Genomic DNA, 25,010 nt, shown 5'->3' on the forward strand with positions numbered 1-25,010 from the left:
GATGCCCCCCACTCGAACAAGAACAGGGCTTGCCGCGATCCATGTCGGAAAAAGACACCATCTCCATTCAACTGGTGCGTGAAGCGCTGTTGCAAAGCTGCGCGCCAGGAATCGCCACGGATGAGGTGTTGATCAAGGTCGGCATCGACCCGCAATTGTTGGGCAGCACCGACGCCCGTGTTCCGGCCACGGCTTATGCGCGCCTGTGGCGGTTGCTGGCACGGCGCGGGGATGATGAGTTCTTTGGCATGGACCCACGCAAACTCAAATCCGGCAGCTTTGCGTTCCTGTGTCGCAGCGCCATGCTCCAGCCCAACGTGGCGGCGGGAGTGGCCAGCGGCCTGGCGTTTCTGTCGTTGATCCTCGAATACTTGCCGGCGCAGTTGGTACGTCAGCAAAGCCTGGCGGAAATCGTCCTGCTGGAGGACGACAAGGACCCGCGCCGGGCCTTCACTTATTTCACTTACTGGATGATCGTGCACGGCGTTGCCTGCTGGCTGGCAGGACGGCGGATTCCGATCCTTGCCATCGAGCTGCGCTGTTCCAAACCGGATTTCTGCGATGACTATCAGGTGATGTTTTCCGAGAACCTGCGCTTCGACCGCCCACGCACCCGGATGATTTTCTCCGCCGATTGCCTGGACCTGCCCATCAAGCGCAGCCCTGAAGAACTCGAGCGATTCCTGGCCCGTGCGCCAGCGAACATTCTGGTGAAGTACCGCGATCCGCAGAGCCTGGCCAGCCGCATCAAACACGACCTGCGCCACCTGCCGGCCGAACACTGGCCGGAAACCGAACCCCTGGCGCAACGCCTGTGCATGTCGGCTTCAACCTTGCGCCGCCGATTGGCCGAAGAAGGGCAAACCTACCAAGGCCTCAAGGACGGCGTACGCAAGGAGTTGGCGATTGTCTGGCTGGCGGAACCCACGATCAGCTTCAGCGAAATCGCCACGCGGCTCGGGTTCGCTGACGTCAGTTCGTTCTACAAGGCGTTTCGCAAATGGTCGGGGTCAAATCCGGGGCATTACCGCAGCCTGATTCTCAATGACACCGAGTGAATTCAGCGGCGCAACAGCCAATTCATCCAAGGCGTTTAACGGCTGCCAGTGGTCGGTCCAGGCAGATTGAGCGTGCCACTGTCCACGAAACGCTTCGTGTTGAACACCCCACCCGAGAGCTTGCCGCGAAGGACATAAGGCATGTTGTTGAGGGTTTCCATCTGGCTGATGCCATAGGTCTGGCGGATCATCGAAAACGCCGAAACGCTGACCGGTACGCTGACGATGGTGTCGGAAAAGCGCCCGATCGTACCCCTCTCATCGGTGACGCCAGAGGCGAAGGGCTGGCCGTTGATGTCCAGGTCCAAGGCAACGCCGCTGTAGGTGAGGGTGTAGTCATTGGGGTTCTGCACGCGGATTCTCACGGCAAAGCGCACTTCCATGCCTTCGCCTTGCAGGGGTTCGACATCCACGACGTTGATTTTCAACGGGTCTCGATTGGGCAGCGAGGAACAGGCGCTCAGACAAAGCAGGAGGGAAATCAGGACCGCGTGGAGGCTACGCATGGACGTGCTCTCATCTGAAAAAGGCTGAACCGCCAGCGGCTCAGCCCTTGAGCCCGACTAGTGGTTCGACTGTGCAACCACCGCAGCCTTTGCGGGTTCATCCCTGGCGGTCACATCGGGGTTCTGCATCACCTGAAGCACGGAGGCTTCCGGATCGAATTCGTCCTCCTCCAGCTCGATGAACTCATCGGGCAGGAAGATATTAAGAACGATAGCGCACAGCGCGCCGACGGTGATGGGCGATTCGAAAATGTTGTGCAGGGCCTTGGGCAGTTCACGCAAGACTTCCGGCACGGCGGCCACGCCCAGGCCCATGCCGATGGAAATCGCCACGATCAGCATGTTGCGTCGATGCAGGCCGGCCTCGGCGAGAATCTTGATCCCGGCCACGGCGACGGTGCCGAACATCACCAGTTCCGCGCCACCGAGCACCGGTTTCGGCATCAGTTGCAGTACCGCGCCGATCATCGGGAACAGGCCAAGCACCACCAGCAATCCGGCAATGAAAAACGCCACGTAGCGGCTGGCCACGCCAGTGAGCTGGATCACCCCGTTGTTCTGGGCGAAGGTCACCATCGGCATGCTGTTGAACACCGCGGCCATGGCCGAGTTGAGGCCATCGGCGAGCAGGCCGGACTTGATCCGGCGAATGTACACCGGGCCTTTGACCGGTTGCCGGGAGATCATCGAGTTGGCCGTGAGGTCACCGGCGGCCTCCAGCGGTGACACGAGGAAAATCACCGCCACCGGAATGAACGCCACCCAATCGAAGGAGAACCCGTACTTGAACGGCACCGGTACGCTCATCAGCGGCACTTCGGGCAGGCTGTTGAAATCCACCTGCCCCATGAGCCATGCCACCCCGTAGCCCAGGGTCAGGCCGATGACAATCGCCCCCAGGCGCAGAAATGGCACATCCACCCGGTTCAACACTACGATGGTTCCCAGCACCAGCGCCGCCAGGGCCAGGTGACTGGCCGCTCCCAGGTCCGGGGCGCCGAAGCCGCCGGCGATGTCGGTCATCGCCACCTTGATCAGCGACAAGCCCATCAGCGTGATGATCGTGCCGGTCACCACCGGGGTGATCAGCATGCGCAATTTGCCGATGAACTGGCTCAACACCACCTCGATGAACGCGGCAAAAAAACACACGCCGAAAATGGTCGAGAGAATCTCATCGGTACCGCCACCACGAGCCTTGACCATGAAGCCGGCGCTGAGAATCACGCTGATGAACGAGAAACTGGTGCCTTGCAGGCACAGCAGGCCAGAGCCCACCGGGCCGAAGCGCCGCGCCTGCACGAAGGTGCCCAGGCCGGAGACGAACAGCGCCATGCTGATCAAGTAAGGAATTTCACTTTGCAGGCCCAAGGCGCTGCCCATGATCAGCGTCGGGGTGATGATGCCGACGAAACTTGCCAGCACGTGTTGCAGGGCGGCGAAGACGGTGGCGGTCAGATGCGGGCGGTCATCGAGGCCGTAGATCAGGTCGCTGTGGCGTGGAGCGGGGGCTTTTTCGGAGGCGGTCATGGTGGTTTGCGTGCCAGAAGGCGGGCCGGGTCAGAAAATGGAGGCGCAGGATGCCAGAACCGCCCGGCCACGGCAAAAGAACCTCCAGAACAGCGACTTACAGTCGTGGGGCGAGCACTTCGCCAACGCTGCGGCGTTTGGCGTGCAGTTCGCTGGCCTGGATCAACTGTTCGAGGTCTTCGGGGGTCACGTCATAGAACGCTTCCATGTCGGCCAACGCCAGTTTCAGGTCTTCGGCGGTGATGGCCTGACGGTCGACCGGCGGGTGATCGGCAGGAATCCTGGCCGCGGGCTCGCTGGCGCTCTTGGGGTAACGAACGCGGGTCAGGTTGTTGTAGGCCAGGGCGCACAGCAGCATCGTCGCGGCGCTGAGCATCACCGGTCCAATGGCTTTCCAGTCCATGGCAATGGTTGCCGGGTCGGCCAGCACCAGGGTCAGGGCCAACGCACCGGCCGGTGGATGCAGGCACCGCAGCCAGCACATCAGGATCAACGCCATGCCCGCCGCCAGGCAAGCGCTACCCAGGGTCCGGCCCAACACATGGGCCACCAGCAGGGCAATCACACCGGCGCTCAAGTAACCACCGAGAATTGACCAGGGCTGGGCGAGCGCGCCCGAAGACACGGCAAACAACAGCACCGCCGACGCCCCCAGCGGGCCGATCAGGTGCTGGGCTACCTCAATGCCGAACACCTGGCTACAGAGCCACACGCTCATCAGTGTCCCCAGGGCCATGCCGATGGCGGCGCGGCTCCATTCGGTGGGGCGGGTGTTGATGGCGGCGGGCAACCAGCGAGCAAGCATTTCGAGAAGACTCCGGCAGAAAATCCAAGCAAAAAAAAGGGCTTGGCTGGGGAACCCAGAAAGCCCTTGAAGTTGTTCCAACTGTTGGGGGAGGAACGCGCACAGTGTGCCGTCCAATCCTGCTACTGACAAATTCATATTAATGAGCTTTCAGTGCATTAATTTTGCTGTAATTTGCTCCGTCGACCGCTTGTGTAGCACAGCAAACCGCCCAAGGCCGCGAGTGCACTCAAGGCATAAAACATCGTCGGCGCCGGGGTGTGCATCAACATGAAGCCGCAAATCACCGGGCTCAACGCACCGCCAAGGGCAGCAAGGTTTTGCGCGCCGTAGTAGCTGCCCCGCAGTTCTTCCGGCGCCAGGGTGTCGACGAAGAGAAACTCGGCCGGGTAAATGATGATTTCACCGAGGGTGAAGATGAACATCGCCACGCACCAGCTCACCAGGCTGTCCGCCAGGCTGAAACCGATCAGCCCTAGGATGAACAGGCCGGTGCCGGCCATGATCCATTGGCGCAGTTGCTCGCGCTTGAGAAAACGCCCGATCTGGTATTGCAGCAAGATCACACTGATGGCGTTGCAGGCGAGCAGGGCGGCCATGATTTCCATGGTGTGTTGGGGATTGCTGGTCACCAGCAGGTACTGCGACAGGTAAAAGGTAAATCGCCCGTGCACCACGGTGCTGAGCAGGCAGCCGGCGGTGAACAGGATCAGGGTGCGGTCGTTTTTCAGGGTGATCAGGGTTTTGAGGAAACTCTGCCCCTGGCCGCCGACAGGCGAGCGCGCCGGGTCCTTCGCGATCCCGGTCATCAGGAAAATACTGAAAAAAGCGATGGCCGCAGCGATCAGGAAGGGTGCACTGGCAAAGGCCCCGGCAATCAGCACGCCGAGCATCGGCCCGACAGCGTAGCCAATGTTGGTCAGCGTATAGCTCAGGGAAAACGCCTTGGCGCGTTGACCCACCGGGAGGTTGTCGCTGAGGATCGCTTTCGAACCGATGAGGAACAGCGATGAAGCGGTTTCAGTGACGATCAGGGTGATGGTCGTCAGGTAGAGGTTTTCAGCAAAGGTCAGCAACACCAGGCCGACAGCGCTGGACGCCATCGAGAGAATCAGCAACCGGCGCTTTTCGAAGCGGTCGATGATGTAGCCGCCATACAGGGAGAGCAGGGTGGCGACGAACACCGCAATGCCGAGCAGCAAGCCAACGTCCTGCTGGTTGAGACCCAGCTTGTCGCTGACGAACAGCGTGAGCAAAGGGCTGGTGATGGCGCGGCTGACGACGATGGTCAGCGAGCAGATCAACAGGCGGCGGATGAGGGGGGAGTAGCTGGTCACGGCGCGAATATCCTTATTCAATCGGGCCGGCATCAGCCCGATCGTGAGCGCTACTCTAGCAGTCAGACACGCGGTCGTTGCTATGGGATTTGCTTGAGGTGCCGCAGCACAAAATCATTCTTGTCGAACCGCCCGCCCAGCACTGGCGGCAATGCACCGACGGCCGTGCAGACCCAGCGCGGGAGACTGTTGGCGGATGTGAGGGAACGTGGTGTTCAGGCGACCACTGACTCGGCAAACCATTGCTGGTACGGAATCGGCAATTTGCTCGACTCGCCCCGACCGATCGGGAAGTAGGTGAAACCGATGCGTGCCAGACGGTCTGTGTCGTAAAGGTTGCGGCCGTCGAAGATCAGCGGTGCGTTGAGCCGCTGCCGGATCAGTTGAAAGTCTGGCGCCTTGAACTGTTGCCATTCGGTGCAGATGATCAGTGCATCGGCACCGGACAAGACCGACTCGGGTGTACCCATGAGCATCAGCTTCGATTCATCGGGATACAGCTTCTGGGTTTCCTGCATGGCTTCCGGATCGAACGCACGGACATTCGCTCCGGCGGCCCACAAGGATTCGAGCAACACCCGGCTCGGCGCATCGCGCATGTCGTCGGTGTTTGGTTTGAATGCCAGGCCCCACAGAGCAAAGGTCCTGCCACGCAAGTCGCCCTTGTAGAACGCGTTGATGCGCTCGAACAGCTTGTATTTCTGCCGCTCGTTGATGGCTTCCACCGCTTGCAGCAGGTCACTGGAGCAATGGGCCTGTTCAGCGCTGTGGATCAGGGCGCGCATGTCCTTGGGGAAACATGAGCCACCGTAGCCGCAACCGGGGTAGATGAAGTGGTAGCCGATGCGGGAGTCGGCGCCGATGCCCAGGCGTATCGATTCGATGTCGGCACCCAGGTGTTCGGCCAGTTCTGCGATCTGGTTGATGAAGCTGATCTTGGTCGCCAGCATGCAGTTGGCGGCGTACTTGGTCAGCTCGGCGCTGCGCAGGTCCATGAACATGATGCGCTCATGGTTGCGGTTGAAGGGCGAGTACAGATCACGCATCACCTCACGCACTTCTTCGCGTTCACAGCCGATGACGATACGGTCCGGGCGTCGGCAGTCGGCCACGGCCGAACCTTCTTTCAAGAACTCCGGATTGGAGACGATATCGAACTGCAATACGCGCCCGACGCTGATCAGGCATTTGTCGATGTGTGCACGCAAGGCATCGCCGGTGCCGACCGGGACGGTGGATTTCTCCACCAGGATCGCCGGTTGCTCGCGATGACGGGCCACGGCGTCGCCCACCGACATCACGTAGCGCAAGTCCGCCGAGCCGTCGTCCCGGGACGGAGTGCCAACGGCGATGAACAGCACCTGCCCGTGCTGGACGGCGAATTTTTCGTCGATGGTGAACTGCAACCGCCTGGCGTCAAGGCCTTCGCGTACCAGGCTGGCCAGCCCGGGTTCGAATATGCTCACGTGGCCCTGTTGGAGCAGTTCGACTTTATTCTCGTCAACGTCCATGCAGACCACGTCGTGGCCGACTTCCGCCAATACCGCTGCCTGCACCAGGCCGACATATCCGCTACCGAATACACTGATTTTCATGGGTCACTCCTTGATTCAGGCGCACGAGCAGGTCGGGATATTGATGGTTATGACGCCGAGGAAGAGCAATGCCACGCCAAGGCTTTTCCAGACAGGTCAGCAGACAGGCGACCAGTAGCAATAACAGACTCATGGTGCCGCCTGAGGAATAATCAAAATCGACTCAGGATAGGCAAGGTCATGTTTCAATTTGTCTATCGTGTTGAAAAAAGCCACATCCGGCCGTTTCAACCGTCAGGACAATGCCGACGCTGCCCAGTAGTGCAACGGGCGCAAGGCCTGACTCTTGGGCAGCCCTGGGGCTGTAAACGTAAATAGCCTTTACATCATTGTTTTTTTACTTATTAGTTGTTTCACTTAACTGTTTTAATTCAAGGCTGTTTCGTTTGATTGACTTACCTGTATCTGATTCACGCACACCCCTCACCAATCCACTGACCCTGTATCTGGCGCGACTGGCGCCGTCCAGCCAACTGACCATGCGTTATGTGCTGCAGGATGCCGCCGACCGCCTGGGCTTCGAAGACCACGATATCGAGGAAATTCCCTGGCACAATCTGCAGCCAGAGGACGTCATTGCGTTGGTGGCCACCTTGCGTTCGGACGGCTATGCGCCGAACACGTCTTCGCTCTATGTCAACGCGGTGCGCGGGGTGATGAACGAAGCGTGGCGCATGAGCCTGATCTCTCAGGAGCATCTGTTGAAGATGCGTACGGTGAAGGGCATGGCCGGTACACGGCTGTCCCAGGGGCGCAATCTCAGGCGTACGCTGATCCAGGAACTGATGGCGGTCTGCGCTGCCGATCCGCGGCCGCAAGGCCTGCGGGATGCCGCGATCATCGGGATTTTGTACGGTTCAGGGATGCGCAAATCCGAATCGGTGAACCTGGAGCTGAACCAGGTCGATTTCACCGAGCGCAGCCTGCGGGTGACGGCCAAGGGCAACAAGCAGTTGATCAAGTACGCACCGGCCTGGGCCTTCGCCAAGCTTGAAGCCTGGCTCGAGCTGCGCCGTTCGATGCTCAAGGACGGCGAGTCGGACGACCCGTTCCTGTTCAACCGCATCCGCCGTGGCAGCCACATCACCCGGGAGCGCATCACCAAACACGCGATTTACTACATCGCCCGGCAACGGGGCGCGCAGGTCGGGGTGAAAATCATGCCCCACGACTTCCGGCGTTCATTCATCACCCGGGTGATCGAAGAGCATGACTTGTCGATTGCGCAGAAGCTGGCGCACCACAGCAATATCCAGACCACGGCCAACTACGATGTGCGCGATGACAACGAGCGGCGTCGGGCGGTGGATCGATTCGATCTGTGAACGATCACACCTCGCTCAGTACATGGGCATGGCCGATGGTCGAGACTTGAACCGAGCTGCCGGCGGGTGGTGCATACATGCCTGAACTGCGCACCAGCAGTGATCGGCCCGACTGTGCGTTGCGAGTCAATGGCTGCAGTTCCACCGTCAGCGTGCAGGTGTTGCCGCTGAAATCCCGATCGGTGACCACGGCCCGGCAACCGCTGGCTTCCGGGTCGCTGGGGAGGATGCTGGCCAGTTGCAGTTGTTCGGGGCGCAGCATGATCTGCGCCGAACTGTTGTTGCGGTGGTTGTTGACGGGGATTCGGCCCAGGTCGCAATGGGCCCAACCGGCCTCGATGCGCGCGGGCATCACCACGGCATCCCCCAGGAACAGCGCGGTTTGCTCGTCTTCGGGATAGCGGTAAAGGTCCAGCGGATGCCCTGACTGGACCAGTCGGCCATGACGCATCACCGCCAACTGGTCGGCGAACGAAAGGGCTTCGCTCTGGTCATGGGTGACCAGAATGGTGGTGACGCCCGCGTCCTCCAGCAGCCGTGCAACCATCTTGCGCATGGCGGCGCGCAATCCGGTGTCGAGCGCCGAGAACGGCTCGTCCAGCAGCATCAGTCGTGGCTGTTGCGCCAAGGCCCGGGCCAGGGCCACGCGCTGTTGCTGGCCACCGGACAATTCATGGGGCCAGCGCTCGGCCATCTTCGCGTCCAGCGCCACGCTGTCCATCAGTTCGGCAACGCGCTGCTGTTTTTCAGTGCCCTTGGTCGCCAGGCCGAAGCCGATGTTCGCTGCCACGGTCATGTGCGGGAACAGTGCGCCGTCCTGTGGCACGTAGCCGATCAGGCGTTGATGGGCCGGCACTTCGTGGGTGCCGTCGACCAGGGTCTGGCCATTGAGCGACAGGCGTCCGGAATCGGGGAACTCGAAACCGGCAATCATCCGCAGCAACGTGGTCTTGCCCGAGCCGGAGGGGCCTACGATGACCGTGCGACTGCCGCTGGGCACCGAGAGGCTGACGTTGTCCAGGGCGCAATGGGCGCCATAGGACTTGTAGAGGGCATTCAATTCAAGAGTGTTCATCGGCCAGCCGTTTTTTTCGATTGGTGATAAAGAAGTCCGGTCAACGGAAGCGACAGCACAACCATCAATAAGGCGTAGGGCGCGGCGGCTGCGTAATCGATTTCGCTGGTCAAGGCCCAGAACCCGGTCGCCAGGGTGCGCGTGCCGTTCGGGGCCAGCAGCAGTGTGGCGGTCAATTCGTTGGTGATCGCCAGGAACACCAGCGCCGCGCCGGCGGCCGCTCCCGGGGCAGCCAGGCGCAAGGTGATCAGCCACAGTGCCCGGGCTGGCGAGCGGCCAAGGCTGCGGGCAATGTTTTCCAGTTCCACCGGGGCCTGGGCAATGCCCGCGCGCAGGCTCACCAGGGCACGGGGCAAGAACATCAACAGGTACGCCAGCAGCACGGTGAAGGTGGTCTGGTATATCGGCCGAGCAAAGTGGATCGTGACGGTCACCAGTGCCAGCGCCACGATAATGCCGGGCAAGGAACTGGTGATGTAGTTGCAGCTTTCCAGCACCCGTTGCAGTCGACCGGGGTAGCGGATCGACAGCCAGGCAATCGGGATCGCCGCGCAGGTGGTCAGCGCCGCGCCCCCGATGCCCAGCAGCAGGGTTTGCTCAAGTGCGGGCAACAATTCGGCCATGTCCCAGACTTCCACGCCTCCGGCGATGAGCCACTTGCCCAGGGTGATCAAGGGCACGCCAAGGGCCAGGGCGCAGGTCGCGATCTGCAGCGTCAGCGAGAGCAGGGTGGATACCGGTTTCAGGCGTACGACCCGTTGCTCCCGGGCGCTTCCCGAACCGACGCGGGCGTAACGCGCCGAACCCCGGGCGGCGGATTCGGCCGTCAACATCGCCAGGCAACACAGCGCCAGCACACTGGCCAGCATGTGCGCCGCTGCGCCGTTGAAGGTCGATTTGAACTGATCGAAGATCGCGGTGGTAAAGGTGTCGAAGCGGATCATGGCGTACAGGCCATATTCGGCCAGCAGGTGCAGGCCGACCAGCAAGGCGCCGCCGCAGATCGCCAGGCGCAATTGCGGCAACACAACGCGGAAAAACACTTTCCAGGGTTTGAGCCCCATGGACTCGGCGACGTCTTCGATGGCCGGATCGAGCCGGCGCAAAGTGGCCGCTACCGGCAAATACAGGAACGGGAAGTAGGCGATGACCGAGACCAGGACACCGGCAAACAAGCCGTGAATCGGTGGCACCAGGCTGACCCAGGCGTAGCTGTGAACAAACGCAGGCACTGCCAGCGGCGCGGTGGCCAGCAACGACCACCAGCGCCGCCCCGGCAGATTCGTGCGTTCCGTGAGCCAGGCCAGCGTCACCCCCAGCGCGACGCACAAGGGAATCGTCAGCAGCACCAGCAGCACGGTGTTGACCAGCAGTTCACCGACCCGAGGGCGGAACACCAGGGTCACAACGGTTGACCAGCCGGTTTGCAGGGACACACCAATAACGTAGGCGATCGGTAGCAGTGCCAGTAATGAAACCAGCACCGACAAACCGATCACCCATACACCGCCACGTCCCGCAAAGACTCCGCGGGAGCGTCGACGCAAATGTGCGGGTGTCGCCTCAGCGACCTCCGCAGGCAGGGTTTCTGGCATCAATTAGAGCAGTCCGGCCTGTGTCATCAGCTCCACGGCTTTTTTACTGTCGAGTTTTGACGCATCGACAGTCGGCGCATCGAGTTGATTCAGAGGCACCAGTTTAGGGTTGGATTCAGCTCCTTTGCCCACGGCGTATTCAAACGACTTGCCGTTCTTCAGGACAGCCTGGCCATCCTTGCCGGTAATGTACTTGAGGAACGCCTGGGCTTGGTCCTGGTGTTTACTGGAAGCGAGGACGCCGCCGCCGGAGATGCTAACAAAAGCGCCCGGGTCTTTGTGCCTGAAATAGTGCAGGGCGGTGTTCTTGCTGTTTTCGCCGGTCTTGGACTGATCCACCAGGCTGTAATAGTGGTAAATCACGCCGCTGTCGATCTGCCCGGCATTCACGGCCTTGAGTACCGAGCTGTTGCCACGGTAGTTGGCATAGTTGGTTTTCATCGCCTTGAGCCAATCCAGCGTGGCGGCTTCACCCTTTTGTTGGAGGATGGCAGCGACGATGGCCTGGAAGTCAGCACCACCGGGCGATGCACCCCAGCGACCCTTCCAGCTCGGTGAAGCCAGGTCCATGATCGATTTCGGCAGGTCGGCTTCTGGCAGTTTGCTCGGGTTGTAGACGAACACCGTGGAGCGCGCGGCGATGCCTACCCATTTGCCGTGGGCCGGACGGTAGGCGGAGTCAATCTGCTCCAGCGTGGCCTTATCGACAGGCGCAAACAGCCCGGCGTTGTCGACCAGGACCATGGCCGGGGAGTTCTCGGTCAGGAATACGTCCGCCGGCGAAGCCGCGCCTTCCTGCACGATCTGGTTGCCCATTTCGGTGTCATCGCCGTTGCGCAAGGTGACGGGAATACCTGTCTCCTGGGTAAAACCCTCGACCCAGGCCTTGGTCAGGCCTGCGTGTTGCGCGTTGTACACCACGATGCCGACGGAGTCGGCTGCATAGGCCTGGCCAGCGCTCAGCAAAGCGGTGGCCAGCAGGGCCTTTTTCAAGAACGAAGGGATTTTTGGAATCATTCTGCGGGCTGCTCCTGGTACATTTTTTTGAAAGTCATGGGCATTGAAACGCCAGTTAACCAATGCGAATCATTTGCATGTTTTTGAAGTGCGGGAAATGTAGAGATCCAAATGAGAAAATAACGTCAAAAAAACCGTTAATACATGTAATTTTCATTCAGATTAGCAGCACTGTGCCCGCTGTGTTTCGACTCGTCGATCAAACGATGCCGCCGATCAGAATATGACGCTGCCCCGGCTGCCTTTTTGTCGTGTGCCTCGGCGTATTTGACGTTGCCAGTTGCTGCGGGCCGCCTGTCGCGGGGAATGACAGCAGGAAACAGGAAGGACGGATTAACGGCGAACTTGTCGCCGTTAATCCTGGGGATGAATACATTCAGGGCGCAGGGCAGGTTGCCTGTGGTCTGACGGCAGCCTGGCTGATCAGCGCGGCCAGGCGTTTGACGTTGTTTTGCTGGGCAAGCACCAGGTCATCGATGCTCGCACCCGAGGGCGTTTGCAGGGTGCTGCGGCAAATCAACCGTGCCGTGTCGCCGGTGCTGGCGCTGCGCAGGCGCCATTCCACGTCCATCAAGGCGTACTGGCCGGGCACCGAGTCGAAACGCTGCACATCGACCCGCACCGAGTGTCGGCCTTGTACAGGACTGTTGCTCAGTTGATCGACCAACGCACTGCGCAGTTCGTCCACCAGGGTCGCGCCCCACCATTGGGTTTCCAGGATCGCCAAGCCACTGTTGCCCTCGCGAATGACGATCTGCGCACGATCGACCTGGGGCGGCACGCTGATCGACTCGATCTGGATCACGCCGACGGTGGTCCTTGAGTGATTGCCCTCCTGGGCCGGGGTCAGGGTATGGAATTGAATCGGGTCACTGCGGCAGGCGGCGAGCAGCAACATCGCGGTGACCAGGGTGAACTTCAGCGGTAAAGCCATGGGTGTTGCTCCTGTGTTCAATTGCGCGGTGGCCCTTGCAGATCCATGGGGGCGGCATTATTCGGACGACCGCGAAGCAGCGATTCCGGATGCCGTCCCAGGTAATCCGAAAGATCACGCAAGGATCTGGACGTGCGTCCCAGTTCATCCAGGGTTAGCCCCAGTTTTTCCCGTTGCGGCGAATCCTCGGCCAAGGTCGAACTGGCCGACTGCAGGGTCGAATTGGCCGTTTCCAGCGTCTTGCTGACATCCGACAAAGTGGTTTGCACGCCAGGCAAGATCTTTCCGTTGAATTGCATCATGCCTTTGCGCAGTTCGACGAGATTGCCATCGAGATTGCCGGCAATACGCTCGATCGGCAGTTTATTGATCTTGTCGACCATGGATTCGAGTTTTTCCTGCAATTGCTCGAGGCTGCCGGGAATGGTCGGAATCATGACCGGGCGTGCGTTTACATCGAAGGCGACCTTGTCGGTCTTGGGGTAGAAGTCCAGGGCAATGTACAACTGGCCGGTCAGGAAGTTGCCGGTGCGGGCCTGGGCACGCAGGCCGTTTTCGATAAAGGTACCGATCAAGCGTACGCCAGCGGCTTCGTTATCAGGGTCATGATTGAGCGCCTTGAGCATTTTGACATGGGCCTGGCCCAGGCGCTGCGGGTAGATCACGATACCGACGTTGACCGGAAAGGAGCGCTTTTTCTCGTCGTAATCCAGATTGACCGCCACTACCTTGCCGATTTCCACACCGAGGAACTCCACCGGGGCATCGACCTTGAGCCCGCGCAGTGCCTGGTCGAAACGCATGGCCAGGTACTGCGGCTTGCCGTTTGGCGGGGCCAGGGCGGTTTGTTGGTCGTCGAACAATTCGTAGGCGTACTCTGCGGCAGCCGGCTTGTCGTTGGGGCTGTAGTCGGGCGCGCGGAAGGCTATGCCGCCCACCAGCAAGGAAGACAACGACTCGGTCTTGACCGCAAAGCCATTGGCGCCGACGTTCACGTCAATGCCGCTTGCGTTCCAGAAACGGGTGTTTTCGGTGACGTACTTGTCATTGGGTGCATGGATGAACAGTTCAATGTTCACGCCCTTGCCATCCGGGTCCAGCGCGTAGGCCACCACCTGGCCCACGGGGATCTTGCGGTAGTAGACCGGAGAGCCGATGTCCAGCGACCCCAGGTCCTGGGTGAACAGCGTAAAACGCTTGCCCGGTTCGCCGTAGGTGATGGGAGGCGGATTCTCCAGTCCGATGAAGTTTTTTGCCCGGCCGTTGGCCTGGCCGATATCGGCCCCGATGTAATCGCCCGACAGCAGCGTATCGATCCCCGATACACCGCCCGCGCCAATGCGCGGCCGCACGACCCAGAACTGCGAATCTTCGCGGGTAAAGCTTTCGGCCTGCTTTTCCAGTTTGATGGTGGCGTTGACGCTTTTCTGGTCACTGCTGAGCTCCACATCGGAGACATGACCAATCACGACATTGCGGTATTTGACCTCGGTCTTGTTCGCGGTCAGGCCGTTACCGGTCTTGAACGTGACAACGATGGTCGGGCCTTGCTGCAAAATGCTGTGGACCACCAGCGAAATACCCACCAGCACCGCGACGATCGGGACGATCCAGACCAGCGAAACGCTGAAACGGCGGGTCTTGATCGGCGCCTGCCCGGGGACTTGTGGCCCGTCAGTGGCTTGTGACTTCATCAGTGACCTCCTCATTGTGTGGGTTTTTCCGTTCTTTATCCCAGATCATGCGGGGATCGAAACTCATTGCCGAAAGCATGGTGAACACCACTACCAGACCAAAAAACAGAATGCCCGGGCGCGGTTCGATGTCGGCCAGGGCCTGGAATTTCACCAGCGAGGCCACCAGGGCGACCACGATCACATCGAGCATCGACCAGTAACCGATGACTTCGACGAAGCGGTACAGCGTCGACCGCTCCTTGCGTGCCCACTCGCTGTCGCGTTGCACGGTGACCAGCAGCAATGTGATGGCGACGAACTTGATTCCCGGCACCGCGATACTGGCAATGAATATGATCAGGGCGATATCCCAGGCCCCGGCTTCCCAGAACTCCAGCACGCCGCTCATGATCGTGCTGTCGGCGCCGTTGCCGACCATCTCGGTGTTCATCACCGGCAACAGGTTGGCCGGGATGTAGAACACCAGGGCCGCGATCATGTAGGCCCAGGTGCGGGCCAGAGAATTGGCTTTGCGCCGGTGCAGCGGTGCACCGCAACGCTCGCATTCGTGGGGCTCGCAAGTCATGTCGCAGGCCAGGCCGCAGGTGTGGCACAGGCACAGGTTGAGCTCATCGGCGTAAGGAGGCGTGCTCATACAATGTCCCATAGTTCGCGGATGTCGCGCCCGGCGATGCGGATCATCATCAGGCTCAGCGCCGCCAGGGCAAACAACCCTATGCCGGGCAGCACATCGAGCAGTCCGGCGAGCTTGATCACCGCGACCATGGCGCCCAGCAGGCAGACTTCGAGCATGCTCCAGGGCCTGAGGGTTTCCAGCCAGCGCATGCAGAATTTGAATCCGGGCGAGCGTCGCCCGCCGAGTGCAAAGCCCAGCACCCAGATCAGCAGCAGCAACTGGAAAATCGGCGCGATGATCATGGCGATTGCCGCCACCATGGCAATGAAGGTGATAGGCCCCAGGCTCAGGGCCAGCACCGAGTCCCAGAGCGTTGCGCTGTTCTTCACGCCTTTGAGGTTGATGCTCATTACCGGATAGAAATTGGCGAACATCCAGAGCATCAACGCGGTGAAGGTCAACGCAAGACGCTGCTCCACAGTGAGGCCGTTATAGCGCTGAAGCACGCCGCCGCAGCGTGTACACAGGGTTTTTTGATGTTTGGCGAGCGTTACTTTTTGGTACACGCTGTCGCAGTGCTCGCAGATGATCAGCTGATCAGTAGTTGCCATGGGTCAAGCTCGACAGAAGGCAGGAAGTTCAGAGCACTCCCTCAATATAGAAGTGACTCGCAATTGAGCAAATCGAAAGTCGAAACAAGGGGATGGTAGAAGAGGGAATACGTAAAACAGTGTGGGAGCGAGCTTGCTCGCTCCCACAGTGGTTAGCAGGCGCCCGGCAGGCCTACGTCAGCCCAGCATTTCCCGCATCCGATACCAGAACATGCCAAGGGCCAGCAAGGGTGAACGCAGGGCGCGTCCGCCGGGGAAGGTCATGTGCGGCACGGCGCTGAACACGTCGAAGCCTTTGCTGTGGCCGGCATGGATCGCTTCGCCCAACAACTTCGCGCACCAGTGGGTCACGTTCAGGCCATGGCCTGAGTAGCCCTGGGCGTAGAACACGTTCGGGTGCTGGCTCAGGCGCCCGACCTGGGGGAAGCGGTTGGCCGAGATGCCGATCTTGCCGCCCCACTGATAGTCGATGCGCACATCGGCCAGTTGGGGGAACACCTTGAGCATCTGCGGGCGCATGTAGGCGCTGATGTCCGAAGGATCGCGCCCGGAGTAATGGCAGGCACCACCGAACAACAAGCGCCGGTCAGCCGAGAGCCGGTAGTAATCCAGGCCGACCTTCTGGTCGCACAGCGCAACATTGTGCGGGATCAGTTTTGCAGCGGCCTCTTGCGACAAGGGTTCGGTGGCGATGATGTAGCTGCCTGCCGGGAGTACTTTGCCGCTGAGCTTCGGTTCGAGCTCTTCCAGATGGGCATTGCAAGCAAGCACCAACGTGCCTGCACTCACAGTGCCACCGGCGCAGCGCACTTGCACCGTGCTGCCATGGATCAACTCCAGCACCGGGCTCTGCTCGAAAATCCGCACCCCAAGGGACTCGGCAACTTGCGCTTCGCCAAGGACCAGGTTCAGCGGATGCAAATGCCCCGAGCCCATGTCCACCAGGCCCCCGGCGTACACACCGGAGTTCACCACCTGTTCACGGATTTGTTCTGGCGCCACCAGTCGGGTTTCAAAGGCGTAGCCGGATTCAATCAGTTGCGCCTGCTCGGCCTTGAGCGCCTTGAACTGGGCCGGGGTATTGGCCAGTTCGCAGAAGCCCCAGCTCAGGTCGCAATCGATGCCGTTCTCGCGGATGCGATTGGCCACGACTTGCACCGACTCGTTCCCGGCGTGTTCCAGGTATTGCACGCCATCGGCGCCGATGTGCTTGGCGAAACCGCTGACGTCATGGCCGATACCACGAATCAACTGGCCGCCGTTGCGCCCGCTGGCGCCCCAGCCGATCCGTCGGGCCTCCAGCAGGACCACCGAGAGCCCACGCTGGGCCAGCTCGATGGCGGTGTTGATGCCGGTGAAACCCGCGCCGACCACACAGACATCGGCCACCATGTCCGAGGCCAGCGCGGGGCGCTGCCTCATGCCCTTGGCGGACGCTGCGTAATAGGAGTGGGTGTGTTCCTTGGTGTACTGATTCATTTGTTGGACTTCACTTTGCTCCACGAGCGGGTCATCAGGCGCATGATCGACTGCGGCGGCGTGGTGGAGATGTAGAGTTTGTCGAGGACTTCCTGGGACGGATAAACCTCGGGGTTGCTGACCAGCTCAGGGTCCATGTACTGCTTGGCGGCCGGGTTCGGGTTGGCGTAGCCGACCGACTCACTGACCTTGGCAATCACTTGCGGGTCCAGCAGGTAGTTGATGAAGGCATGAGCTTCCTTCGGGTTGCTGGCGTCGGCGGGGATGGCCAGCAGGTCGAACCACAGGTTGGCGCCTTCCTTGGGAATGGCGTAGGCGATGTTCACGCCGTTGCCGGCTTCCTTGGCGCGGTTGGCGGCCTGGAACACATCACCCGAGTATCCGAACGCTACGCAGATGTCGCCGTTGGCAAGGTCCGAGACGTACTTGGAGGAGTGGAAGTAGGTGATGTAGGGGCGGATCTGCAGCAGCTTGGCTTCGGCCTTCTTGAAGTCCTCGGGGTTTTCGCTGCGCGGGTCCATGCCCATGTAGTTGAGCATCGCCGGGAACACTTCGTCCGCCGAGTCCATCATCGACACGCCGCAGGCGCTGAGCTTCTTGATGTTCTCCGGTTCGAACAGCACGGCCCAGGAGTCGATCTTGTCGATGCCCAGCACAGCCTTGACCTTGTCGACGTTATAGCCGATGCCGTTGGTGCCCCACAGGTACGGCACCGAGTGCGCGTTGCCCGGATCGTTTTTCTCCAGCAGCGCCAGCAATTTCGGGTCGAGGTTCTTGAAATTCGGCAGTTGCTCGCGATCGAGCTTGAGGAACGCGCCGGCCTTCACCTGGCGGGCGAGGAAGTGGTTGGACGGCACCACCACGTCATACCCGGTACGACCGGCAAGCAGTTTGCCTTCCAGGGTTTCGTTGGAATCGAATACGTCGTAGATCACCTTGATCCCGGTCTTGGCCTGGAAGTCGGCGAGGGTGGTTTCGCCGATGTAGTCGGTCCAGTTGTAGACGCTGACCTGTGGCTGAGCCTGGGCACCGGCACTGAACAGTGCTGCCAGCGCGACCGGGACCATGGATTTCAATAAGCGCATATCGATACCTTCTTGGAATTATTGGATTCTTCAGGTGATCACCTACCTGTGGGAGCGAGCTTGCTCGCGATGGCGGCCTGTCAGTCAACGAAGATATTGGATTCACTGGCCTCATCGCGAGCAAGCTCGCTCCCACAAGGGATGTGTGATCCCATGCGAGAGCGGGTTATTTAGACACTGAGCATCAGGAACTCACGCTCCCAGGAGCTGATCACCCGTTTGAAGTTCTCGTGCTCGGCGCGTTTGACCGCGACATAGCCCCGCACGAACTTGCTGCCCAGGTAGCGGCTGATGGTGTCGCACTCTTCCATCTGGGTCAGGGCGTCCTCGATGGTGATCGGCAGGCGCAGGTTGCGACGCTCATAGGCGCGGCCCTGTACCGCAGCGCTTGGCTCGATGCGTTCGACCATGCCCAGGTAACCACACAGCAGGCTGGCGGCGATGGCCAGGTACGGGTTGGCGTCAGCGCCCGGTAGACGGTTCTCGACACGCATGGCGTCCGGGCTGGAGGTTGGCACGCGCAGGCCGACGGTGCGGTTTTCTTCGCCCCACTCGACGTTCACCGGTGCCGAGGTGTCCGGCAGGAAGCGGCGGAACGAGTTGACGTTCGGCGCGAACATCGGCAGCACCTTCGGGATGTACTTCTGCAGGCCGCCAATGTGATGCAGGAACAGCTCGCTCATGTTGCCATCAGCATCGGCGAAGATTGGCTGGCCGGTGGCAATGTCCACCACGCTCTGGTGAAGGTGCATGGCGCTGCCAGGTTCATCGCCAACCGGCTTGGCCATGAAGGTTGCCGCCACGTTGTGCTTGAGCGCCGCTTCACGCATGGTGCGCTTGAACACGGTGATCTGGTCGGCCAGGTCCAGGGCATTGCCATGACGGAAGTTGATTTCCATCTGCGCCGGGCCGTCTTCGTGGATCAGCGTGTCGAGGTCCAGACCTTGCAGTTCGCACCAGTCGTAGACGTCTTCGAACAGCGGGTCGAATTCGTTGGCCGCGTCGATGGAGAACGACTGACGACCGCTTTCGGCGCGGCCCGAACGGCCCATCGGCGCCTTGAGCGGCAGGTCCGGGTCTTCGCAGCGCTGGGTCAGGTAGAACTCCATTTCCGGCGCGACAATCGGCCGCCAGCCTTTATCGGTGTACAACTGCAGGACTTTCTTCAACACATTGCGCGGCGACAGTTCGATCGGGTTGCCGAACTTGTCGAAGGTGTCGTGGATCACGATGGCGGTCGGCTCGATGGCCCATGGCACCACGTAGACGGCGTCGGCGTCCGGCTTGCAGACCATGTCGATATCGGCCGGGTCGAGCAGGTCGTAGTAGATGTCGTCGTCGACAAAGTCCCCGGTTACCGTTTGCAGAAGGACACTTTCCGGCAGGCGCATGCCTCGCTCATGCAGGAACTTGTTGGTCGGTGCAATTTTGCCGCGTGCAATGCCGGTCAGATCGCTGACGACGCACTCGACTTCGGTAATCTTGTGATCTTTCAGCCAAGTGAACAGCTGATCGAAAGGGACATTCATAAAGACCTCGTTATTGGTTTTATTAACGCCAGGAGAGACCGGTTTCATCCGCCGGACACTTCCCCTGTAGCGCGTTGACGACTATCTTGTGCGAGCCTTGCGGTTCCATCTATCCACTTTAAGCAGCACAAAACGCACCAAAAGAGTGCGTAAGGTCGCCCCATGACAGGTTCCAGTTCCCTCCAGGTCCAAGCGTTCAACACCGCCGATGTCGCCGAGCAAATCCGCGCCACGCCGGGCTGGGTGCAGCAATACCAGCAGATGTCGCCGGGGCACTTCGCGGGTAGGGTGCGTTATCTGGATCTGCAGGGCGTGGAGATTTACGAAGAGTCGATGAACACCCGGGTCGAGCAGAATTTCAGCGCGCCCCAGGGTTCGTTATCGTTCTGTTTCGATCGCGGTGACAACGCGCTGTACGTGTTGAATGGCGAAAGCCGCAACATCTGGATCACCCCGGAGAACTACCAGGAAATCGCCGTGGTGTTCGGGCCAGAGTTTGTAAAGCGCCACAGCCTGGACATCGCCAGGCTTGAAGGGTTGTTCATGGCACCGCTCAACGCCCAGCAGAACGCGCTGTTTTGCCGTTGGCTCAGCGGAACCTTGACGCGGCTGTCGCAGACCTTCGATCCACCGAGCCGCGAAGCGCTGACCCAGCAACTGCTGGAAGATTGCCTGTTCATCCTCGACAACGCGTGTGTCGGCCTCGACCAGGGCGCCTTGCAGCGTCGGGCCGGGGAGCGCTCGATCATGAAACGGGTAGGGGAATGGGCCGCGGACACCCCGGAAGAACATCTCAATCTGCTGGAATTGTCCCAGATCGCGGGGTTTTCACTGCGTCAGTTGCAGCATGCGTTCAAGACCTACACTGGCATGTCGCCGACCCAGTGGCTGCGCCTGCGCCGACTCAACAGCGCCCACCGCGAATTGCTGAGTCGCACGCCGACGCAAACCACCGTGGCTGAAGTGGCGATGCGTTGGTCGTTCTGGCATCTGGGGCGGTTTTCCAGCAGCTATCGTGCGCTGTTCAAGGAATTGCCGAGCGACACCCTCAAGCGTGGGAGTGTCACGCCGTCCCTTGGTCGCGGCCGACGTTAGAACGTCGGCGGTGTAATCACCCAGATGACCACCGCATCGACATCGCCAGGGTTGCCATAGCGGTGCGGTTCCTGGCTGGAAAAGCTGAAGCTGTCGCCTTCATTGAGCTGGAAATGGCGCTCGCCCACCCACAACTCGAAACTCCCCGAGAGCAAGTAGCCGGCTTCTTCACCGTCGTGGCTGTAGCTTTGCTGGCTGTAGGTGCCGGGCGGGAAACGCGAGTGGAGCATTTCCAGTTGGCGGTTGGCTTGCGGTGTCAGCAACTGGTCGACGATGCCGTCTTCGTAATGCACGTTCAGGCGGCTGTTCTTGCGCACCACGATGCCATCGTCTTCGGGCGCGGTGACCGCTTCACTGGCGAAGAACCACTGGATGGTAACGCCAAGGCTGCGGGCAATGTTGAACAGCGCCGGAATCGACGGGTAGGCGAGGTTGCGTTCAAGCTGGCTGATGTAGCCGGCGGTGAGTTCGCTCTGTTGCGCCAGTTCCGTCAGGGTCATGCCCCGACGCTTGCGCAGGCCGCGAATGCGCGTGCCGAGAAAATGCGGTTCGGCGCTGCCGGGTGCGGGCTGTGTGGTGCTGCTGTTGCTCATGGTCAAATCCGAACCGGGAGGAGTGGCGCAAATCCCTTGTAGGAGCGAGCTTGCTCGCGATGGTCGCTAACGATGACGCGTACAGTCTGGTTCAACGCGGCGTTTTCGAGTCCATCGCGAGCAGAGCTCGCTCCTACAGGGTTGGTGTTAGCCGTCTAAGCCCCGGAGTATAAACAGCCTTAAAGCTCCCACGCGACTTTAAGGCCTTCATAAATTGCTTCTTCGGCGGTGCGCGGCGCCAGGCAGTCACCGATCCGGCGAAACTCCACCAGCCCTTGCAACTCCGCACCCAGGGTATCGACCGGCTGATGCCCCTGGCACAGCACCAGCGTGTCGATGTTCTCCATCAGCATCGGTTCGCCACTGGCGGTGTGTTGCAGGTAAACCGTGTTGTCATCGCAGCCATACAACCGCGCATATGGCGTGATCGGCACGCCCAGTTTATGCAGCTCGCCGGCCAGTTGATCGCGCACGTACAGCGGCAGGTTTTCCCCGCAATGGGTGCCGTTGACCGCCAGTTGTACCTGGTGCCCGGCGCGAACCAGGCGTTCGGCGATGCCGGGGCCGATCCAGTCGCAGCGCCAGTCGACCACCACCACCGAACGGCCGATCCGTACTTCATCGCGCAATACCTGCCAGGCGTCCACCACCTGCAACTCACCACCGCGCTCGAAGGGCGGCCAGTAGGGCTCGGCACCGGTAGCGACGATCACCATGTCCGGTTTTTCCTGCTCCACCAGTGCCCGGTCGACTCGGGTATTGCGCACTACGCGCACGCCGGCCAGTTCCATTTCCCGCTGCAGGTTGGTGCTGGCACCGCCGAATTCGCTGCGCCGTGGCAGCAATTGCGCGAGCAGCACCTGACCGCCCAGTTGCGAATTGGCTTCGTACAACGTCACCTCATGCCCGCGCTGGGCCGCGACGGTGGCGGCTTTCATCCCGGCCGGGCCACCGCCGGCGATCATGATGCGTTTGCGCTGTGGCGCTTGTCGCCGTTCGCCGAAGATCAGTTCGCGTCCGGTTTCCGGGTGCTGGATACAGGAAATCGGCAAGCCCTTGTGGAAGTGGCCGATGCACGCCTGATTGCAGGCAATGCACGCCCGCACGTCTTCGACGCGGCCGGTGTCGGTCTTGTTGGGCATTTGCGGATCGCAGATCAGTGCCCGGGTCATGCCGCACACATCGGCCTGGCCACGAGCCAGGATCAGCTCGGCTTCCTGGGGCTGGTTGATGCGCCCGGTGACGAACAACGGAATGTTCAAACTGGCCTTGAACGTCCCGGCTTCCCTGGCCAGGTACGCGGCTTCGATCGCCATGGGCGGCACGATATGCACCGCGCCGCCAAGGGAAGCCGAGGTGCCGGCGACGATATGCACGTAATCGAGCTGCGCTTGCAGTGACTGCACGGCGGCCAGGGATTCGTCCTCGGTCAGGCCTTCCGGGTCGCGCTCGTCGGCGGAAATGCGCAGGCCGATGATGAACTGCTGGTCGGTCGCCGCGCGCACGGCGGCGATGACCTCGCGCAGAAAACGCAAACGCTGGTCCAGCTCACCGTTGTAGCCATCGGTACGCCGATTGACTCGCGGATTGATGAACTGTGCCGGCAGGTAACCGTGGCTGGCCACGACCTCGACGCCATCAATGCCTGCCTGATGCAGGCGGCGGGCGGCAGCGGCATAACCGGCGACGATCTCGTCGATCATTGCCTGGTCCAGCGCGCGGGGCATCACCCGGAAACGTTCGTTGGGCACCGACGATGCGGAGTAGGCCACCGCCAGCAGGCCATCGCTGGACTCCATGATCTCCCGCCCCGGATGGAACACCTGGGACAACACCAGGGTGCCGTGGGCATGGCAGGTTTGCGCCAGTTTGCGGTAGCCCTCGATGCACGCATCGTCGGTGGCCATCAGCACGTGGGAGGTGTAGCGCGCACTGTCATGCACCCCGGCCACTTGCAGCACGATCAGCCCGGCTCCGCCTTCGGCCCGCGCCCGGTGATAGGCGATCAATTGTTCGTTGACCAGGTTGTCGGTGGGCATCGAGGTGTCGTGTCCGCTGGACATGATGCGGTTCTTCAGGCGCTTGCCACGGATCTCCAGGGGTTCGAACAGGTGCGCGAAGGCGGGTGCAGAGGTCGTCATGTGGCGGGTACTCCTGGCAGGCTGACCTGTAGGAGCGAGCTTGCTCGCGATGGACGTTAACGATAACGCGTGTTGTCTGGATGAACGCGTCGCCCTCAGGTCCATCGCGAGCACGCTCGCTCCTACAGAGGCATAAGGTTTTCGGTGTTGTTATTTTTATCTATAGAAATTTACCTTCAGTAAAAAATCAACTTGTTTTTTTACTATGCCTTGCAGTAGTTTCGTCTCGAGCCCGCTCCAGGGCCAAACCTCACAACAATAAAAAAGGGCTGCGCGGGCCTTGGGTCCCGTGGCACCTGCAAGAGGAACCACTGATGAAATCGCACACGCTCAAGCACGGTTTTTATCCCTTGGTGTTGTCCGTGGCCATGGGCCTGGGCAGCGCTCAGGCAGCATCGGACATGGTGGTGGTCGGATACGGCGGAGCCGGACAAAAAGCCCAGGACGTGGCGTTCTTTCAACCCTTCGCCGCCGTGGATCAAAGCAAAGTGATCCAGAGCGAATACAACGGCGAAATGGCCAAAATCAAAGTGATGGTCGATACCGGCAACGTCGACTGGGACGTAGTGCAGATCGAAGGCCCGGACCTGATGCGCGGTTGCGAGGAAGGCATGTACGAGCGCCTGGACTGGACCCGCCTGGGCCATGCCGACCAGTTGATCCCCGAAGCGGCACAGGAATGCGGCTCCGCTGCGCTGGTGTGGAGCGTGGCCATTGCCTACGACACCGACAAACTGGCCCAGGCCCCGACCTCGTGGGCAGACTTTTGGGACGTGAAGAAAACCCCCGGCAAGCGTGGGCTGCGTAAACGCGCGGTGTACAACCTGGAATTCGCCTTGCTGGCGGACGGGGTCAAGACCGAAGACGTCTACAAGGTACTCAGCACCCCGCAGGGCGTGGACCGGGCATTCGCCAAACTCACTGAACTCAAGCCTTACATCCAGTGGTGGGAGGCGGGCGCGCAACCGCCGCAATGGCTGACCGCCGGCGATGTGGTAATGACCTCGACCTACAGCGGGCGCATCGCCGACGCCGCGCAGAAAGGCAGCCACCTGGGTCTGGTCTGGCCCGGCAGCCTGTACGGCATGGATTACTGGGCGATCATCAAAGGGTCCAAGCATGTGGATCAGGCCAAGCGATTCATTGCCTTCGCCAATCAACCGGACGCCCAGGTCAACTACGTGCAACAGATCCCTTATGGCCCGACCAACACCCAGGCCGCCGCACGGCTGGACGACAAACTGGCGCAATGGGTGCCCACCGCGCCGCAGAACCTCAAGGGCGCACTGTCGATGAACGTCGGTTTCTGGGTCGACCATGGCGAAGAACTCGAAGAGCGCTTCAACGCCTGGGCCAGCAAATAACTGCCGATGGCTGGACGTGTCCG

The 25,010-nt window shown here is 60.8% G+C and carries 21 protein-coding genes; 4 read left to right on the forward strand and 17 right to left on the reverse strand.

Translation table 11 applies throughout. The features are described from left to right. The first annotated feature begins 41 nt into the window (after positions 1-41). Entirely contained in the window at positions 42-1,058 is a 1,017-nt protein-coding gene (locus ABIE16_RS08880) for an AraC family transcriptional regulator (RefSeq protein WP_429521157.1), read from the forward strand. Positions 1,059-1,093: 35 nt separating this feature from the next. Here the strand turns inward: ABIE16_RS08880 and ABIE16_RS08885 are convergent, their stop codons facing one another. The 5 genes from ABIE16_RS08885 to ABIE16_RS08905 all read right to left on the reverse strand — a co-directional run bounded on the left by ABIE16_RS08885 (position 1,094) and on the right by ABIE16_RS08905 (position 6,831). Further along, positions 1,094-1,564 carry an LEA type 2 family protein gene (locus ABIE16_RS08885; RefSeq protein WP_057714946.1) on the reverse strand — a complete coding sequence of 157 codons (471 nt, stop codon included), beginning with the start codon at positions 1,562-1,564 and terminating at the stop codon, positions 1,094-1,096. Between the two features lie 57 nt (positions 1,565-1,621). After that, entirely contained in the window at positions 1,622-3,094 is a 1,473-nt protein-coding gene (locus tag ABIE16_RS08890) for a nucleobase:cation symporter-2 family protein (RefSeq protein ID WP_429520918.1), read from the reverse strand. Between the two features lie 97 nt (positions 3,095-3,191). Beyond that, the gene (locus tag ABIE16_RS08895; RefSeq protein ID WP_057714944.1) at positions 3,192-3,899 is read right to left on the reverse strand and encodes an HPP family protein; all 708 of its coding nucleotides are present in this window, start codon (positions 3,897-3,899) and stop codon (positions 3,192-3,194) included. Between the two features lie 158 nt (positions 3,900-4,057). Beyond that, positions 4,058-5,236, reverse strand: a complete 1,179-nt coding sequence (locus ABIE16_RS08900) for an MFS transporter (protein WP_223502224.1) — start codon at positions 5,234-5,236, stop codon at positions 4,058-4,060. 215 nt (positions 5,237-5,451) lie between these two features. Then, positions 5,452-6,831, reverse strand: coding sequence for a UDP-glucose dehydrogenase family protein (locus ABIE16_RS08905; protein ID WP_429520919.1), 1,380 nt, complete (start codon positions 6,829-6,831; stop codon positions 5,452-5,454). Between the two features lie 386 nt (positions 6,832-7,217). On the opposite strand from ABIE16_RS08905, the gene ABIE16_RS08910 reads away from it, so the two are divergent. Next, positions 7,218-8,156: a site-specific integrase gene (locus ABIE16_RS08910; protein WP_057714942.1), complete on the forward strand. Its 939-nt coding sequence runs from the start codon at positions 7,218-7,220 to the stop codon at positions 8,154-8,156. A 4-nt stretch (positions 8,157-8,160) separates the two neighbouring features. On the opposite strand, the gene ABIE16_RS08915 is transcribed toward ABIE16_RS08910, so the two are convergent. From ABIE16_RS08915 to ABIE16_RS08960, 10 genes are all read right to left on the reverse strand, one after another. Next, complete coding sequence (locus ABIE16_RS08915) at positions 8,161-9,231, reverse strand: ABC transporter ATP-binding protein (protein WP_057714941.1); 1,071 nt, start codon at positions 9,229-9,231, stop codon at positions 8,161-8,163. Next, positions 9,228-10,826 (reverse strand): ABC transporter permease, encoded by a 1,599-nt coding sequence (locus ABIE16_RS08920; RefSeq protein ID WP_057714940.1) that lies wholly within the window; start codon positions 10,824-10,826, stop codon positions 9,228-9,230. Before ABIE16_RS08920 ends, ABIE16_RS08915 begins: the two co-directional genes overlap by 4 nt. Positions 10,827-10,829: 3 nt before the next feature. Continuing rightward, positions 10,830-11,843 carry an iron ABC transporter substrate-binding protein gene (locus ABIE16_RS08925; RefSeq protein WP_057714939.1) on the reverse strand — a complete coding sequence of 338 codons (1,014 nt, stop codon included), beginning with the start codon at positions 11,841-11,843 and terminating at the stop codon, positions 10,830-10,832. Between the two features lie 376 nt (positions 11,844-12,219). Then, positions 12,220-12,777: a PqiC family protein gene (locus ABIE16_RS08930; protein ID WP_090455082.1), complete on the reverse strand. Its 558-nt coding sequence runs from the start codon at positions 12,775-12,777 to the stop codon at positions 12,220-12,222. Positions 12,778-12,794: 17 nt separating this feature from the next. Next, positions 12,795-14,471, reverse strand: coding sequence for an intermembrane transport protein PqiB (locus tag ABIE16_RS08935; protein WP_429520920.1), 1,677 nt, complete (start codon positions 14,469-14,471; stop codon positions 12,795-12,797). Next, complete coding sequence (locus ABIE16_RS08940) at positions 14,452-15,108, reverse strand: paraquat-inducible protein A (protein ID WP_150813220.1); 657 nt, start codon at positions 15,106-15,108, stop codon at positions 14,452-14,454. Before ABIE16_RS08940 ends, ABIE16_RS08935 begins: the two co-directional genes overlap by 20 nt. Continuing rightward, positions 15,105-15,701 (reverse strand): paraquat-inducible protein A, encoded by a 597-nt coding sequence (locus tag ABIE16_RS08945; protein ID WP_429520921.1) that lies wholly within the window; start codon positions 15,699-15,701, stop codon positions 15,105-15,107. The genes ABIE16_RS08940 and ABIE16_RS08945 overlap by 4 nt, the downstream gene beginning before the upstream one ends. 177 nt (positions 15,702-15,878) lie before the next feature. Beyond that, the gene (locus ABIE16_RS08950; RefSeq protein WP_429520922.1) at positions 15,879-17,180 is read right to left on the reverse strand and encodes an NAD(P)/FAD-dependent oxidoreductase; all 1,302 of its coding nucleotides are present in this window, start codon (positions 17,178-17,180) and stop codon (positions 15,879-15,881) included. Further along, positions 17,177-18,265 carry a polyamine ABC transporter substrate-binding protein gene (locus ABIE16_RS08955; RefSeq protein WP_407515418.1) on the reverse strand — a complete coding sequence of 363 codons (1,089 nt, stop codon included), beginning with the start codon at positions 18,263-18,265 and terminating at the stop codon, positions 17,177-17,179. The genes ABIE16_RS08950 and ABIE16_RS08955 overlap by 4 nt, the downstream gene beginning before the upstream one ends. 170 nt (positions 18,266-18,435) lie before the next feature. Further along, complete coding sequence (locus ABIE16_RS08960; RefSeq protein ID WP_090455086.1) at positions 18,436-19,794, reverse strand: glutamine synthetase family protein; 1,359 nt, start codon at positions 19,792-19,794, stop codon at positions 18,436-18,438. Positions 19,795-19,956: 162 nt separating this feature from the next. Here ABIE16_RS08960 and ABIE16_RS08965 point away from each other — a divergent pair, with 162 nt between their 5' ends. Next, on the forward strand, positions 19,957-20,889 hold the full coding sequence (locus ABIE16_RS08965) for a helix-turn-helix domain-containing protein (RefSeq protein ID WP_429520923.1): 933 nt from the start codon (positions 19,957-19,959) through the stop codon (positions 20,887-20,889). Here ABIE16_RS08965 and ABIE16_RS08970 read toward each other — a convergent pair. Together ABIE16_RS08970 and ABIE16_RS08975 are read right to left on the reverse strand one after the other, a co-directional pair. Continuing rightward, positions 20,886-21,482 carry a cupin domain-containing protein gene (locus tag ABIE16_RS08970; RefSeq protein WP_057714930.1) on the reverse strand — a complete coding sequence of 199 codons (597 nt, stop codon included), beginning with the start codon at positions 21,480-21,482 and terminating at the stop codon, positions 20,886-20,888. The genes ABIE16_RS08965 and ABIE16_RS08970 overlap by 4 nt on opposite strands. Before the next feature lie 179 nt (positions 21,483-21,661). Next, positions 21,662-23,623, reverse strand: coding sequence for an FAD-dependent oxidoreductase (locus ABIE16_RS08975; protein ID WP_429520924.1), 1,962 nt, complete (start codon positions 23,621-23,623; stop codon positions 21,662-21,664). Positions 23,624-23,937: 314 nt separating this feature from the next. Here ABIE16_RS08975 and ABIE16_RS08980 point away from each other — a divergent pair, with 314 nt between their 5' ends. Beyond that, positions 23,938-24,987 (forward strand): ABC transporter substrate-binding protein, encoded by a 1,050-nt coding sequence (locus ABIE16_RS08980; protein WP_057714928.1) that lies wholly within the window; start codon positions 23,938-23,940, stop codon positions 24,985-24,987. The last annotated feature ends 23 nt before the right edge of the window (positions 24,988-25,010 follow it).

Origin of the sequence: Pseudomonas sp. 2725, from assembly GCF_050434585.1 — a bacterium.
GTDB lineage: Bacteria > Pseudomonadota > Gammaproteobacteria > Pseudomonadales > Pseudomonadaceae > Aquipseudomonas > Aquipseudomonas jessenii.

Excerpts from the sequence above, each read along its gene's own strand:
- ABIE16_RS08880 (WP_429521157.1), top strand. The coding sequence starts at position 42 with ATGTCGGAAAAAGACACCATCTCCATTCAACTGGTGCGTGAAGCGCTG.
- ABIE16_RS08885 (WP_057714946.1), bottom strand. The coding sequence starts at position 1,564 with ATGCGTAGCCTCCACGCGGTCCTGATTTCCCTCCTGCTTTGTCTGAGC.
- ABIE16_RS08890 (WP_429520918.1), bottom strand. The coding sequence starts at position 3,094 with ATGACCGCCTCCGAAAAAGCCCCCGCTCCACGCCACAGCGACCTGATC.
- ABIE16_RS08895 (WP_057714944.1), bottom strand. The coding sequence starts at position 3,899 with ATGCTTGCTCGCTGGTTGCCCGCCGCCATCAACACCCGCCCCACCGAA.
- ABIE16_RS08905 (WP_429520919.1), bottom strand. The coding sequence starts at position 6,831 with ATGAAAATCAGTGTATTCGGTAGCGGATATGTCGGCCTGGTGCAGGCA.
- ABIE16_RS08915 (WP_057714941.1), bottom strand. The coding sequence starts at position 9,231 with ATGAACACTCTTGAATTGAATGCCCTCTACAAGTCCTATGGCGCCCAT.
- ABIE16_RS08920 (WP_057714940.1), bottom strand. The coding sequence starts at position 10,826 with ATGCCAGAAACCCTGCCTGCGGAGGTCGCTGAGGCGACACCCGCACAT.
- ABIE16_RS08925 (WP_057714939.1), bottom strand. The coding sequence starts at position 11,843 with ATGATTCCAAAAATCCCTTCGTTCTTGAAAAAGGCCCTGCTGGCCACC.
- ABIE16_RS08930 (WP_090455082.1), bottom strand. The coding sequence starts at position 12,777 with ATGGCTTTACCGCTGAAGTTCACCCTGGTCACCGCGATGTTGCTGCTC.
- ABIE16_RS08935 (WP_429520920.1), bottom strand. The coding sequence starts at position 14,471 with ATGAAGTCACAAGCCACTGACGGGCCACAAGTCCCCGGGCAGGCGCCG.
- ABIE16_RS08940 (WP_150813220.1), bottom strand. The coding sequence starts at position 15,108 with ATGAGCACGCCTCCTTACGCCGATGAGCTCAACCTGTGCCTGTGCCAC.
- ABIE16_RS08945 (WP_429520921.1), bottom strand. The coding sequence starts at position 15,701 with ATGGCAACTACTGATCAGCTGATCATCTGCGAGCACTGCGACAGCGTG.
- ABIE16_RS08950 (WP_429520922.1), bottom strand. The coding sequence starts at position 17,180 with ATGAATCAGTACACCAAGGAACACACCCACTCCTATTACGCAGCGTCC.
- ABIE16_RS08955 (WP_407515418.1), bottom strand. The coding sequence starts at position 18,265 with ATGCGCTTATTGAAATCCATGGTCCCGGTCGCGCTGGCAGCACTGTTC.
- ABIE16_RS08960 (WP_090455086.1), bottom strand. The coding sequence starts at position 19,794 with ATGAATGTCCCTTTCGATCAGCTGTTCACTTGGCTGAAAGATCACAAG.
- ABIE16_RS08965 (WP_429520923.1), top strand. The coding sequence starts at position 19,957 with ATGACAGGTTCCAGTTCCCTCCAGGTCCAAGCGTTCAACACCGCCGAT.
- ABIE16_RS08970 (WP_057714930.1), bottom strand. The coding sequence starts at position 21,482 with ATGAGCAACAGCAGCACCACACAGCCCGCACCCGGCAGCGCCGAACCG.
- ABIE16_RS08975 (WP_429520924.1), bottom strand. The coding sequence starts at position 23,623 with ATGACGACCTCTGCACCCGCCTTCGCGCACCTGTTCGAACCCCTGGAG.
- ABIE16_RS08980 (WP_057714928.1), top strand. The coding sequence starts at position 23,938 with ATGAAATCGCACACGCTCAAGCACGGTTTTTATCCCTTGGTGTTGTCC.